The sequence below is a fragment of the Paraburkholderia sp. JPY419 genome (genome assembly GCF_050435705.1).
GTDB lineage: Bacteria > Pseudomonadota > Gammaproteobacteria > Burkholderiales > Burkholderiaceae > Paraburkholderia > Paraburkholderia youngii.
Map to the genome: position 1 here is coordinate 1 of NZ_JBNDKV010000003.1, position 13,881 is coordinate 13,881.

10 protein-coding genes and 4 pseudogenes are annotated in these 13,881 nt (G+C 56.6%); 6 read left to right on the top strand and 8 right to left on the bottom strand.

Translation table 11 applies throughout. The annotated features are described in order from the left end of the window. Nucleotides 1-854, top strand: an 854-nt coding sequence (locus QFZ91_RS23550; RefSeq protein ID WP_429568690.1) for an IS110 family transposase, incomplete at its 5' end; no start/stop codon positions are given. A 7-nt stretch (nucleotides 855-861) separates the two neighbouring features. Here the strand turns inward: QFZ91_RS23550 and QFZ91_RS23555 are convergent. Then, entirely contained in the window at nucleotides 862-1,584 is a 723-nt protein-coding gene (locus QFZ91_RS23555; protein ID WP_429568691.1) for an IS6 family transposase, read from the bottom strand. 113 nt (nucleotides 1,585-1,697) lie between these two features. On the opposite strand from QFZ91_RS23555, the gene QFZ91_RS23560 reads away from it, so the two are divergent. Beyond that, on the top strand, nucleotides 1,698-2,348 hold the full coding sequence (locus QFZ91_RS23560; protein ID WP_429568692.1) for a hypothetical protein: 651 nt from the start codon (nucleotides 1,698-1,700) through the stop codon (nucleotides 2,346-2,348). Nucleotides 2,349-2,707: 359 nt separating this feature from the next. Here QFZ91_RS23560 and QFZ91_RS23565 read toward each other — a convergent pair. Then, nucleotides 2,708-3,176 (bottom strand): annotated as a pseudogene (locus QFZ91_RS23565) (DDE-type integrase/transposase/recombinase); the annotation flags it as partial. Between QFZ91_RS23565 and QFZ91_RS23570 the strand changes: the two are divergent. Further along, nucleotides 3,138-4,079 carry a Tn3 family transposase gene (locus QFZ91_RS23570; RefSeq protein WP_429568693.1) on the top strand — a complete coding sequence of 314 codons (942 nt, stop codon included), beginning with the start codon at nucleotides 3,138-3,140 and terminating at the stop codon, nucleotides 4,077-4,079. The pseudogene QFZ91_RS23565 and the gene QFZ91_RS23570 sit on opposite strands and share 39 nt — an antisense overlap. Here the strand turns inward: QFZ91_RS23570 and QFZ91_RS23575 are convergent. From QFZ91_RS23575 to QFZ91_RS23585, 3 genes and pseudogenes are all read right to left on the bottom strand, one after another. Continuing rightward, nucleotides 4,050-5,057, bottom strand: coding sequence for an IS110 family transposase (locus QFZ91_RS23575; RefSeq protein ID WP_429568694.1), 1,008 nt, complete (start codon nucleotides 5,055-5,057; stop codon nucleotides 4,050-4,052). The genes QFZ91_RS23570 and QFZ91_RS23575 overlap by 30 nt on opposite strands. A gap of 1,030 nt (nucleotides 5,058-6,087) precedes the next feature. Continuing rightward, nucleotides 6,088-6,778, bottom strand: a pseudogene (locus tag QFZ91_RS23580) (IS6 family transposase). Between the two features lie 188 nt (nucleotides 6,779-6,966). Further along, the gene (locus QFZ91_RS23585; RefSeq protein WP_429568695.1) at nucleotides 6,967-8,775 is read right to left on the bottom strand and encodes a hypothetical protein; all 1,809 of its coding nucleotides are present in this window, start codon (nucleotides 8,773-8,775) and stop codon (nucleotides 6,967-6,969) included. 1,097 nt (nucleotides 8,776-9,872) lie between these two features. Here QFZ91_RS23585 and QFZ91_RS23590 point away from each other — a divergent pair. From QFZ91_RS23590 to QFZ91_RS23600, 3 genes and pseudogenes are all read left to right on the top strand, one after another. Next, a pseudogene (locus QFZ91_RS23590) lies at nucleotides 9,873-10,606 on the top strand (IS6 family transposase). Between the two features lie 84 nt (nucleotides 10,607-10,690). After that, entirely contained in the window at nucleotides 10,691-11,152 is a 462-nt protein-coding gene (locus QFZ91_RS23595; RefSeq protein ID WP_429568696.1) for a winged helix-turn-helix domain-containing protein, read from the top strand. Between the two features lie 31 nt (nucleotides 11,153-11,183). Next, entirely contained in the window at nucleotides 11,184-11,507 is a 324-nt protein-coding gene (locus QFZ91_RS23600; protein ID WP_429568697.1) for a transposase, read from the top strand. 30 nt (nucleotides 11,508-11,537) lie between these two features. On the opposite strand, the pseudogene QFZ91_RS23605 reads toward QFZ91_RS23600, so the two are convergent. The 3 genes and pseudogenes from QFZ91_RS23605 to QFZ91_RS23615 form a co-directional block, all read right to left on the bottom strand. Continuing rightward, a pseudogene (locus tag QFZ91_RS23605) lies at nucleotides 11,538-12,092 on the bottom strand (SDR family NAD(P)-dependent oxidoreductase); the annotation flags it as partial. 146 nt (nucleotides 12,093-12,238) lie between these two features. Then, a complete protein-coding gene (phaP, locus tag QFZ91_RS23610; protein WP_429557367.1) occupies nucleotides 12,239-12,805 on the bottom strand; it encodes a TIGR01841 family phasin in 567 nt (188 codons plus the stop codon). 246 nt (nucleotides 12,806-13,051) lie between these two features. Next, nucleotides 13,052-13,249: a hypothetical protein gene (locus QFZ91_RS23615; RefSeq protein WP_176369994.1), complete on the bottom strand. Its 198-nt coding sequence runs from the start codon at nucleotides 13,247-13,249 to the stop codon at nucleotides 13,052-13,054. Nucleotides 13,250-13,881: the final 632 nt, after the last annotated feature.

Here is a 13,881-nt window from a genome sequence, read left to right on the forward strand (position 1 = left end):
GCCGATTTACGTCCGGCGGACGGCGACACGTGTCGCACGCTGAAATGAAGTATAGCGGCATCGATCTGCACTCGAACAACGCCGTAGTCGCCGTCATTGACGACCAGGACCGGGTGCTGTACTGCAAGCGGCTCACCAATGAGCTCCAACTCATAGTGTCCGCGCTGGGGCCCTATCGGGATGAACTGCAGGGAGTAGTCGTGGAATCAACGTTCAACTGGTACTGGCTTGTCGACGGACTGATGGCCGCCGGTTTTGCCGTACATCTGGCCAATACTGCAGCGATCAGGCAGTACGAGGGCCTGAAGTACTCTGGTGACGAACACGACGCCGTATTCCTTGCCCATATTTTTCGGCTTGGACTACTGCCCGAAGGCTACATTTATCCGTCGCACGAACGCGCGTTGCGCGACCTGGCACGTAAGCGCATGCAGCTTGTCCAGCAACGCACCCTGAACATCCTGAGTATCGAAAGCCTGCTCGCCAGCCAGCTCAATCTACGCATCAATGGAGAACACGTGCAGCGTCTCGACGACGACGCGGTGAGAGCACTCGCGTTGCCGCCGCACGTCGAGCGCGCGTTGATGGCCAACCTTGCCGTGCTCCATACGCTGTGCGCAGAGATTCAGGCGCTTGAGGCCATTCTCCACAAGGAAGTCAAGCTGCGCCCGCAGTTCGACATCCTCAAGAGTGCGCCGGGAATCGGCGACATCCTGGCGGCCACCATCATGCTCGAAACCGGCACCATCGCGCGCTTTGCCAGTGTCGGCCATTTCAGCTCCTATTGCCGCTGCGTGGACAGCAAGGGTTCTGTTGCAGTAAGGGTGTCGGGACGAGAAATGTCGATCTGGTAAGTATTGCTTATGACGCAAGGGAGTAAAACTGCCGGGAAGCAGACGACGGGTCTTTGCCCGCACATTTCATCTGTCCCTTCCTGATCATGTGCATTACCTCGATGCCGCCGAGAATGACCCTCGCACGGTGGAAGTTCTTGAATTCCAGCATCGGCCGGGTCCGGCGTTTGATAGCCCGATGGTCCTGTTCAACAATGTTGTTCAGGTACTTGATCTGACGGACCTTGATCGGCGTCTCGCGATCGGCATTCACCGCATCCAGTGCGGCCAGATTGGAGCCGCTTTTGTCGATGGTCACGGTCTCTGGCGTACCATTATGGGCGATCGCCTTTTCAAAGAACCGCCGGGCAGCGACCTTGTCCCGCCTGGCCCTGAGCAGGAAGTCGACCGTGTCGCCCGCCTTGTCCACTGCCCGGTAAAGATATTTCCACTCGCCTTTGATTTTGATATAGCTCTCGTCCATTCGCCAGCTTTTCCCAACCGGACGCTTGTGCTTGTGGAAGCTCCTTTGGAAGAGCGGCAGCAGTTTGATGACCCAGCGGTACACCGTCGAATGATCCACCGCGATACCACGCTCGTCCATCATTTCCGCAAGATTGCGCAAACTCAGCGAATAGGCCACGTACCATCGCACGCACAGCAAAATCACTTCAAGCGGGTAGTGAAGGCGCTTCAGGACCTTGGCCAGGCCCGGCGCGAGTGTGGTTCGCGGTGTCTTCGTCTTCTTCATCGCACAGTTCAAAAATTCCTACCCAATTTTAACGTGGGCCTTACTGCAACAAAACCGTACAAATTGACGCGAGCCTTCGTGCGATCTTTCAGAAGATCGTGAATCGCGGCAACATGTCTCAGAATGAGCTGGATGAGTTTCGGGCTCGGCTGCAGATTGCTTTGGAAAATGACCCCGAGGTCGCAAAGCTTGTGACTCAGTTCTATCACGACATGCCTGCCGAACAGGGCATGGAGCGAGACATTCTTCGATCCATCCTAGTTGATTCTGCAATTGGCAGAGACATAGTCTTGCAAGAAGCAAATGCCATTTGGGAGGGCAGAAACGAATCCAAATATGCCGAGATGTATGAGACTTACTTCAACATGCCAAGTCAAACGCCTCAACAGGTCTTCAGTAAGGCGCTGAGCGATTTGAGGAGCGATGCCACGACCGATGAGAGGACCGCTGTCGCGCGACTGAATCTCATCGGCACTCTTGAGGAACCAAGCACTCTCGATGCCGCAAACTTAAGAAGTGAGGCCGTGCAGACATTGAACCAGATAGCGGACGGCCACGATAGTGAGTTGATACGTGCACTCGCTGTACAAAAACTCTTTCGGCTGAATTCCCCGGGGGAAGCTGCGAATATCGCTATCGGCCAGTTTTCCAGAGGTGCCTATCCGGACTTGGTCCGTGAAACGCTGAATTCCGTCAGCAGCGGTGATGTCGAGCTTACGCCGAACTTGCGCACAGCTTTGACCATGGCTGTTAAACGTCCGTAGATGGCGTCTGTCAAACGAAGAAAAGTTGGTACGAAATTGCACAAATGTTGAGACTTCCCCGGTTCGACGATCGACTCCGACGAAGTGGGCCTTGCGTGGCGCCGGTTCCCCGTCGGCGCGAGTCAAGCAAGTTGTCGCCTCGGTCATGCGGCCAATGGCTCTATATCAGTCGAGTGCGTATGTGTTTTAACGATGCAGTCGCGCTCGGGATTCAGTGTTACTGCGCCGACAGGCGTCCAGGTCCGGGTCGCGCCGGACCAGCGCCGCGGATTTCGTTCGCGGGCCTGTAGATACGGCTTTGTCAAGTTAACGAATGTAGACTGTACGCGTACCGGTATTGGTAACGGTAGTTATCCCTATTAAATAGCCTTACCGTTTGAGGCAGTTCCAATCCAACCGTACCATGTGGCGAAGGGTTCCTGGAGTGCGGCACGGTGACTTGCCGCTTCATTCGATGTCTGGGTAAAGCAAAGTGCTGCCGGATCGGGCCGAACCGTGAGAGAAACGCCTGAGCGCGACGCGCATCGCGAAAGCGGAGCATCTGGCGTTCGCGTCTGCGGGTCGGCTGGTGGCTATTCTCGGCGCGGTTATTCACGCGCGCAACCGCCTTGACGAAAACGTGCTTCACGTGAGCGAGCTCTGGAATCTCGGACTTCGCTGCCGGATAGCTGCGTAGCTGGTCAGTGACGATCCTGCGCGGCACCGGTTTGATCGCAGCACTCGCTGGAAGAAGCGCTTGGCTGCGGCCTTGTCGCGTCGTTTTTGCACCAGAACGTCGAGTTCAGTGCCATGCTCATCGACCGCGCGCCACAGCAGATACGGCTCACCAATTACGTTGGCACTCTCACCAACCTCATCGGTGCGCACGAGCACGAAAGCCATTACGTCTTCGACCTCTGTTACCACAACACGACCGATATCGCGCCGACGATTATCACCGGAGACATGCACAGCATCAACAAGATGAATTTCGCGGCCATGTACTGGTTCGAGATGGACTTTGCGCCGCGCTTCACCAACCTGCAAGCACAGCTAAAACATCTGTTTTGCGGCGACGACATTGAGCAGGACGACAATTTCCTGATCAAACCCGCTGGACAGGTCGACTTGCCCGCCATCTGCGACGATCCGTGTGTCTTCGAACAGATCATCGCGCCACTCAGCGTGAAGGAAATGAGTCAGCAGGCACTGGGAAATGAGAAGGCGCTCGCGATGCTGAAGAAGATTTCTCCGGTGGCGTGGCGGCACATCCACTTCCTCGGGTATTGTCACCCGTTGAAAGGCCGTTGGAAAGCGGTACAGCACTACGCACAAGGCGCGGCCTTGCGTTGTTGCGAAGCGGTCGCTGATCCCGTGCGAAGCGTCGCGGCGCATCCGGTATTTCGTTCATCTGGTTGCGGAACTGATCCGCACCAGTCACCCATCGGGTTCAAGGCGAGTGCCGGTGTTCTGGTCTTCGCCCCTGGCTCACGTGGAGCCCCAGAAAGCCGTCGGTACCAGGCCAATGTCCATGGGGTGAGACAACAATATGGTTACCTGTGTGGGCACCAGGCTTGCTCGGGCTCATGGTCTGGGCGTCTCAGTCGTTACGCTGCATCGGGGATGGCCGGGGGTGTGTCCCAATCAACTTGCTGGTTTGATGCCAACAATGCCGCCGGGCTCGTCACCCCCCGCCAAGGTCAGCTGAAACACCGGTTGAGGTCAAAGGGTTTGCCCTCCCGCATCATGTAATAAGCGGCGCGCGCGAGCTTGTGTGCGAGCGCCTTCATGGCCACGACGGGCAGGCGTTTTGACTTTTTTGCGAGCATAGAAACGCTTGGCCTGTGGGCAGCAGCGCAACGCTCCAGCGGCGGCCTCGACGAATGCCCAGGCAAGGTAACGGTTACCGTTGCGTGCATTGCCTTCGCCCTTTTTCTTGCCGTTGGAGATGCGCTTGCTGTCCACGCAGCGGCAATAGGAACTGAAATGGCCGACGCTGGCAAAGCGTGCGATGGTGCCGGTTTCAAGCATGATGGTGGCCGCCAGGATGTTGCCGATGCCGGGGGTGCTCTTGAGGATGTCGAACTGTGGGCGCAGCTTGACTTCCTTGTGGAGAATGGCCTCAAGCGCCTCAATCTCTGCGCACAGCGTATGGAGCACGGCAAGGTTGGCCATCAACGCGCGCTCGACGTGCGGCGGCAACGCGAGTGCTCTCACCGCGTCGTCGTCGAGACGCTGCACGTGTTCTCCATTGATGCGTAGATTGAGCTGGCTGGCGAGCAGGCTTTCGATACTCAGGATGTTCAGGGTGCGTTGCTGGACAAGCTGCATGCGCTTGCGTGCCAGGTCGCGCAACGCGCGTTCGTGCGACGGATAAATGTAGCCTTCGGGCAGTAGTCCAAGCCGAAAAATATGGGCAAGGAATACGGCGTCGTGTTCGTCACCAGAGTACTTCAGGCCCTCGTACTGCCTGATCGCTGCAGTATTGGCCAGATGTACGGCAAAACCGGCGGCCATCAGTCCGTCGACAAGCCAGTACCAGTTGAACGTTGATTCCACGACTACTCCCTGCAGTTCATCCCGATAGGGCCCCAGCGCGGACACTATGAGTTGGAGCTCATTGGTGAGCCGCTTGCAGTACAGCACCCGGTCCTGGTCGTCAATGACGGCGACTACGGCGTTGTTCGAGTGCAGATCGATGCCGCTATACTTCATTTCAGCGTGCGACACGTGTCGCCGTCCGCCGGACGTAAATCGGCGAACGTAGTAGACGGCAAAGCTCTTTCTTGCCTTGTCACACTCGGTGTCGAAACACCGACTGAGCTGTGACCTGCTGTACGACCAGCAGTTGCCTATCTGGACGTGCGCGATTGGTAACGATCGGGTTCGAAGCTCCGGAGACAACGTACCCTTCAGAAGACGGTTCACCGTGGCGACACGGTAGGAATCGACACTGCCAGCAGCCGTGCGGTGTAGGGGCAAGGCAAGTTCCGCAGGCGTAACCTAAGTGAATCGCTGTACAACCCTCGTAAGAAGTGACGAGCCAAAGCTGCTGGGAGGCTCAAACCAAAAAGGTAGGTAGCCGGTTGCCTTGCTGCTGAATCGGGGCACGTCGTCGCGAGCGCTACCGGGGGAGAAGCGGACGCTAAACGGACAGGCGCATGGGTATCTTAGTTGCGTCGGCAAGATTGGGAACGTGGTAAGCCCGATTCTTCGCTGTCAGTTCAGGGCATCGGACCGGTAGCAGGTGACTCGCGAGGGAAACTGTCGGAGAAGCGGGTAAGAGAACGCGGAGAAAGCGAATGGTGACCTGTAGTCGGCCACATAGGGGTTCAAGATTTGCCTCGACCTGAAAGGGTGCAGACTTCCGCGTGGTGCAGTTGTCGCAGGTCCATGTTAGAGATTCACTGGAGGGAAGCTTGTGAGAGACCGATATCGTTACGGTTCAGCGCCCTTCGTCTCGGCGATGAGGCGAATCAACAATGTGATGCTTGCGAAGGGCTCGTGCAGCTTTCGAGACCGGCGTCCGTGCGACGCTTAATGCTGTGCGCGAGCGCAGTGCGATGAAAGTCGCATGCTGCGTTCTTCGGGGGCCGCGCTTTCGAGAGGAAACGTGGCTACCCTCTCCCCTGAAAGGGTCGGTTGAGGGCTGCATCTCAACTCTAGACCCTGGCCGCCCCCTTTCTGGGGCGGCCAGGAGGCCTTTCAATGATGATCAACTTGTCGGCAGTGGCTCGGACTACGGCGAAGAGCCAATCGCTCAGGAGACAGTCGACGGATTTTGAGCGATGCCGGTGAATTCGCGCCACGCAGCGAATCGGGATGCGAGTTGTTTGCGATAGAGCGAAGCACGTAGCAGGTGTCGCTTGAGCGCGAAGTGCTGCCGGATCAGGCCGAAGCTGGAGAGAAAAGCCTGCGTGCGCTTCGGGTCACGAAATCCGCGCATGCGCCGCTCACGTTCACGCGTAGGCTGATGACTATTCTCTGCCCGGTTGTTCACCCGGGCCGCAGCCTTGACGAACACATGCTTGACGTTCGCCAGTTCGGGGATGTCGGCCTTGGCTGCCGGGTAGCTGCGAAGCTGATCGGTGACAATCCTTCCTGGCGCGTCGGCACAGGCGGCCAGCACGCGGTTGAAGAAGCGCTTTGCTGCGGCCTTGTCGCGACGTTTCTGCAGCAGGATGTCGAGTTCGGCGCCGTGCTGGTCGACTGCCCGCCAGAGCAGATAAGGCTCACCGCGCAACGTAACGAAGACTTCGTCAAGATGCCATGTGCGGCCAGGTTTGCGGCGAGCAGCGGATCGTCTCGTAACTGACAACGACACCGCGCTCGAACAGCAGTTCTTCAATATCACGCAGGCCAAGTTGGAACCGCAACTACCACCGAACCGCGAGACTAATGATTGCCGCCGGGAACCGGTGGCCATGATAAAGCGATTTTCTTTTCTTCATCGTGACATCTTACGTGACTACCTCGCCAACGTGACAGTGCCGGATCGAGCCAACCGTAGATTTCTCATTAAAATCACGTGATTAAGCTTAGGTGTGGCGGATTTTTAACGAATCCCGGCCAACCCTCTATTTGCATCCGAGCCCAAATGACGTGCGTTTTCCCATAAATTTTTGGTATGCCTAGCTTTCTATTGAGTAAGGCCAGATAGCCCGGCCACGACGAACGAACCGAGAAACCAACCCGCGAGTTTATGGAAGTAGAAGTAATACCGCACGTTATTTTTTATCTCGATTTTATAATTGCTTTCTTTTAGTTTTATCAAGGGTAGGAATAAATCAAAACTGTAAGTTAGACCGATCGGCATGTTAGCCTCCGCTGCCTCCGGGGTTCTTCTAAAAATTACAGCCCCCAAAATAATGAACAGAAAACTCAAAACGAAGGCGCGCCCAATATGGTACCCGTAACCAATTGTAGCCTTTGAAAACCCAAGCAGCGCGCAGCGAAAGATGTCTCCGGATTTACATGCTTTCCGAAATTCCCGATCTCGACCAGCGTATCCTACTTCCATTGCGGCATCGTGCTCGCCCACCGCTTCAAGCGCTGCGGCTACCTGTCTATATGGCTGCGGCGCGAAACCTGCGTCTGGTAGTCTTGCAAGCCACTCCGGGAAAAAGTCACGGGAGTCCTGATTCGCGGACCAGCGAGAGGCGTCCGCTTTCATCGGGCAATCGAAACGGGCCTTGCAATCTAAGCCGATCGGTCCAGCGGTGACGCGTGATGTCTCTACTTCTTCACGCGTGCCCCCTCCCATGCGGCCCAGTCGATTTGAGGGTACAAGAAAATCAACGAGGTAGGCGCCAAGCGTGAACCCGGAGAAGTCAATATGTTTGGGCCAGTAGAGTACATTTTTGGGCGCCTTTATCGCGCTCAAGTTCGCGCGAGTGAGTATCAGTTCAGATTCGCCAGTCCAGGATGTGACGTTAAATGAACGATTGTGGTAGCCGATGTTCAGGTCTCCGCCAATTGAAGCATCGCTGAGATCGAGAGAATGCACCGAAGTTCCGAGAAGCTCCACTGCGCCCGAAACTGAGGCACCTTTCAGATAAAGATGATCAAAAGTGGATCGATCAAAGTACATTCCTTCTCCGGCCTTCACTTCGAACATATAAACGTAGCTGGGAACGTATTTGCCATCAATGGTTTTCATGTTAGGGGAAAAGTCGGATCCGACGATTTCCACTTGACCGTCGATTTTGCTTGCACTTGCGCTTAGTCCGTAGCCGATGACCGACTCTATATCAAGCATGCCTTTTATCGTCGAATAGGGAATGTTTATAGCGCCGCCTAGGGATGCACTCATTATTGAAAGATTGCCATCGACACGTGTCGATGCCGCGTCAATGAACGCTATTGCGACGTTATTCGTCGGAGGTCTCTCTATATTCAGGCTATCCTGATCTACCGAACCTAATATCAGGGATCCAGCAAACTCTGCTCTACGCGCCGCAATACCCCCTAAAAGATAGGTGCCCGCGAATGATACTGTTCCTCGAAAGCTTGAGTCACTTAAATCGACAATGTTTTGAAATAGGCAGTTTGTGAAAAAAATCGGCGGAATTATGACGGCACCCGTCAGCTTTAAGGGTCCTGAGATAACAATGCCGTCCATTCGCAGCCCGGCTGAGTCGATTCGAGTGGCGTATGGTTCCTCGGTAAGTATCATCCGAATGAAATTTGCGCCAATGTGCGGCGTGTGCGCGAAAGACGATGACGACGCGCTTCCTTTTGCACAAAGCAACTGCCAAACTTTGCGTTCAATCGGTGTCCAGTCGTGCTGAAATGACGCACAATTCGGAGGCGGCTTTCCAACGTTCGGCTTGGCAATGGCAGGATTGAAAGCTAGCACCCAAAAGAGGGCAGCTACCGATACGCCAAAAAATCTTCTGCGCAATTGATGCGCGACTGCTATTAGGATGCCGACGTACTCTTTGGACATGGTCCCCCCCAAAGATTTCCTTGCGTCGCCGCCGCGCCGCGAGCCCTAACCAAATTAATGATAGATCTTGCCGGCGAGTAAAAAAATCACTTACTCTGTTCGGTTCCTAACACTCGGCATCTAAATTGTGGAGGGCCCGAAAAAATCTATACAGCCTGCTTCGCGGGTATGAAATAGATATTGGAAATTGAACGGGGCGGGAATTAATTAGCGAGATATATAACGTGTGGCTTGGAGTTAGATTCAGTTTTTTCGTTTCCGGCACGCGTCTTGGTATTCGCGGGTAAGAATATCGTCTATAGTCAACGAAATTCTTCCCGGAGAAAGAACGTGAAAGCTCTGATATTAGCGATGGCCTTTCTGCTCGGCACTACGTGCGTTTATTCCGTCTCTTATGCTGGTTGCGAACATCCCCCGTGCCGAAGTGATGATAACTGCGGCAACGGCAAGTGAACAGCGAAGGGTTTTACTTGGTTCTGTCGCCGTAAGCGTTCGACAATAGTGAGAGCGGTCCTATTGGGTCGTTGGGTCGCGCGCGTTTGTTCTTTATAGCTAAGTGTGTCGGCAGGTCGAAACGGAGAGGCTAACGCCGCTAGTCGCTCGAAAGATGCCCTTCGCTAATTTCGTGTGATCGGCTCTTGTGGGTCGAGGGCGTGTGAAAACGCCTGCCGAATGCAGTGTTTGAAAATCTCGACCCTCCAGATCGCGTTGTATTGGCTTCGTAGCGCCTTGGGAAGGGTAAAGCGACACCCGAAAACCGAGTGGATTCGCGTTTTCACACGCCCTCGGTCGACTGCTGCCCGATGCGCTCGGCCGAAGCCGACCCGATTACGGAAGTTCGACACAGGACGTGGAAGTCTCGGATCGCGATTCTGGCGACCGCGCCTGGCGGCTTACGGGCTGCGAACATTGGCAGGCAACGCTTCGCGCGTCGATTCACCGAGACGAATCAGGCGTAGCATTGGCGCAGGTACAAGAGGTATCTGACTGACTATCGCCATAGCAGTTTCCCAAGCCGGGCATACATTAAGGACAGCATCTGGAGGACTTTTCCCGGCTCTGTCAGGTTGATGGAGAGGGGGCGGTAGAATGAGGTGATGAAGAAGACAAAACCGCTTTATCGCGGCCACCGCTTCCCTGCCGTCGTCATCAGCTGCGCGGTTCGCTGGTATTTCCGGTTCAGCCTGAGCTTGCGCGACGTTGAGGAGTTGCTGCTCGAGCGTGGTGTTGTAGTCACGTATGAGACGATCCGTTGCTGGTGCGAGAAGTTTGGCGCCAGATTCGCCCAGTGCGCCAAGGCCGCGCGGCGCAAGCCGGGCAGTACGTGGCACCTCGACGAGATGTTCGTGACGCTGCGCGGCGAGCCGTATCTGTTGTGGCGAGCCGTCGATGAGCATGGTGCCGAACTGGACGTGCTGGTGCAAAAGCGGCGCGACAAGGCAGCGGCAAAGCGCTCCTTCCTCAGGGTGCTGCGTTCAAACCCGGTGCCGCGCAAGATCGTGACCGACCAGCTGCGCAGCTATGCGGCGGCGAAGGCTGACATTCCCGAGCTCGTGCATGTGAAGCACGTCTTCGTTAAAGCGGCTGCACGGGTGAACAACCGTGCCGAGAACAGCCACCAGCCGACCCCCGCAGGCGGGAGCGCCAGATGTGCGGCTTTCGCGAAGCGCGTCGCACGCACGCGTTTCTCTCATGCTTCGGCCCGATCCGGCAGCACTTCGCGTTGCCCAGACACCAGATGAACGCGGCATGTCATCGGACCGCTCTCCAGAAACGTTTCGCGACGTGGCATGATTGGACTGTCACTGCGGCCGCAGACAGGGCTAACTAATAAGGATAACTACTCGTATGCCACAAAGACCGATTACATCGGCCAACCTGACAGAGCCCTGACGAGTGCACCAAATGGTGCGTTATGCGTTATATGGGCATAAAGACGAAAACTGATGCCCGCAAATTGGACGGCGCCACGCAGGCGCACCTGAGAAAAATGGTGGTGCAGGCCGTGCGTGACGGCATGACGCAGATTGCGGCGGCGAAAACCTACGGGGTGAGCCTGCGAGCAGTAAGCAAATGGATGAAGCTGGCGCGCGACGGCGGCCTGCGGGCGCTGCGACCTGGCAAGCGAGGCCGCCTGCCGGGAAGTGGTCGGTTGAATCACCGACAGGCTGTGAGAATCCGCAGGTTGATCATCGAGCGGCTGCCGGATCAACTGGCGCTGCCGTTTTACCTGTGGACGCGCGAGTCGGTGGCGCGACTGATCGAGCGGGAGTATGGCATCACGGTGTCGGCGTGGACGGCCGGCCGATACCTGAAGGCATGGGGCATGAGTGCCCAGAGGCCTGGCGGCGAGCGTACGAGCGCAACGATGCGGTGATCGAGGGAACCTTCAGGAACGCGACGAATTCATGAAACGCATGCTCAGGCAGGCCATGCGCAAGATCTACCTGATCGTCGATGGACACCCAGTGCACCGATCGGTTGCCGTCAGGCAGTTCGTCGCCGATAACGCCGAACGTCTGCGCCTGATCCGGCTGCCGGAGTATTGTCCCGAGCTGAACCCGGACGAACTCCTGAATCAGGATGTGAAAACCAATGCGCTCGGCAAGAGCCGACCGACCAGCAAGGCGGAAATGATCGGCACTGTCCACCGGCATCTGCATCGTCGACAGAAGGAGCCGCACGTGATCCGCAACCTGTTCAAGGAAAAACATGTCCGGTACGCCGCCTGATCAAGTGCGCACTATTTGATGCACCCGTCAGTAACCGGGCGAGATCGTATTGACGGTGGCGCCTTTCTTCGCCACCTCGAGCGCCAGTGACTTCGTGAAGCCGTGCATGCCGGCTTTGGCGGCGGCATAGTTCGCCTGACCGAACCCGCCCTTGCAGCCAATGATTGACGACACGTTGATGATGCGGCCCCAGCCTCGTTCAACCATGCCGTCGCACCACGGTTTCGTCATGTTGAACACCGAGTCGAGATTGGTGCGGATCACCGCATCCCAATTGACTCTGTCGAGTTTTTTGAAGCTGGCATCCCGTGTGATGCCGGCATTATTGATCAGGATGTCGACCGGGCCGACCTCTGCATTGATCCGTTCCGCACATTGCTGGCACGAGTCGTAGGCGGCGACATCGACGGGATAAGCGCGGAACCGCCGCCCGTCGGCTTCCATGCGGGCCAGCCACCGGTCCGTGCCAGTATTCTGTGGCGAGCAGGTGACCACGACGGCATAGCCGGCGTCGTGCAGTCTGATGCTGATCGCCTCACCGAGTCCTCCCATTCCGCCTGTGACCAGGGCAACCTGCTTCGTCATTTCACTTGTCTCCGGTAAAAGGGAGGCGATCCTCGCTCATGCAGAACTCGGAAGTCCGCCCGATGGCCGTTCAGACATGCCGCTATCAACAGGAATCCTTTGTATGCTGCAACTGACCGACGGGGGCGTCAGGCCCGCGTCGGCGGTTATCGCCTGGCGCTCGCCGACGCTTGCTCGGCAGTGCGCCGGGCAGTCTTCGATGCGGCGGTCGCGGCGGCGTTAAGGCTGCTTTCGGCAACCTGCACCGCCTGCTGGCTGGTTTTCTGCAGGGTTTCGATCAGCGTATGGGTGGCGCCAATCGCCGACTTCCATCCGGCGATGGCGGCTTCGGAACCCGCTGGTGCGCTTCTGGCAACGGCCTCGACGAGCGTTTGTACCCGGAGGTTGTACGCTTCGTATTGCGCCTGCGCGACCTGCGCGAATCTGCCCTGGGTGGCTGACACAATCTCGAACAGCTGACGGCTGTACAACTGCACTTTTTCTGCCGTCGGCGCAACGAAAGCGGCTTGTAGCGCGAGCCATGCTTGCGGATCCTGGATGGAGAAGGCCTTCAGTGCGTTTTGCTGGGCTTCCGCCAACGTCGACTGGATCGTTTTCAGATTCAGTTCGGTCAGCCGTTCCACCCCTTCAACTACCTTGGTGGCTAGCCCGTAAGCGGTGTCAAGGTGGGCCTTCTGGGCTGCAGCAAGCTGCTCCGGGGTTGATGGATTCATTGCGAACCTCCCAAAAATTGGCCGGCGCCTTTCCGATCAATCGGATAGAAATGGGGCGCGCGGTGGTCGTGTGGATGGGCTGGTGGGTGCAATGCGAACAGCGTATTGCACCCATCAGTATGATTCATAGTAGTACTGATTGTATTCCCGGCTCACTTATTCCGATGATAAGGAACTTCATTGCTTGCCGGGCGCAGATGGGCGCTGGATTTTATGGGGCAGACAACGATCCGCTAACGGAAGGCATCAGCTGAACCGCGTGACAGCTTTGAGTACAGAAACGCCGTCGCGGGTTATCAGGGGGCGTTGCTGGCCGGATGGGAGTGTTTCCAATGCAACAAGTTGGTGTTCGAGCAAAATATCCAGATCTGCACGATCCAGCCCGAGTTGATCGGGAGCGTCCTTGACCAGCATCAAGGTTGCGAACTCATGAGGACTCAGCATCATTGTCTCCTGTTGATAGGTGTCAATTTGCTGGAAAGCTCAACCGTTCTCGCGTGACCACCGTGACGCGACCCGCGAAAGGTGCCTGTGCGCATGTGTCACGCTACCCGGATGCCGGCTGCGCGCCCGGGAATTCATCTTAAGGTGTCACCCTCCGCACGATCGTTCAGAAGGGTAAACGACAACTCAGTTTGTCTGATAATAGTAGGCGCCCCCGATCTGGAGCGCAACATCAGTTCGCATAAAGTGTACGTCCCGCCAAGGACCGCGCGCTCTTTGTGGGACAGGTGGTGAAACACCTCAGGCCTCATCGGTTGCCGGTCTGAAGCATCCGGACTTACGTCAAGAATGCGACCTGAGGCATGCGCAGGTCCCCCTCCTTGCGCACGCACATAGGCTTTACCTCGTCGAAGGGACATCATTTACAGTCAGCGAACGCGTTTATGGATAGGGGGCGTTTGAATCCAAAATGATGGTTCGGGCACGTGATGCACAGGACCAGTCAGGTTGCGTGACACAAAAACTACGGCGCCCGTAGTCGAGGTTCTGCCGCAAGCACGATCTTCGCCCCGACTGGCGATGGATGTAGCATTTGTTTAAAACTTGTTTGCGGGATGAAATGAGCGCGAACC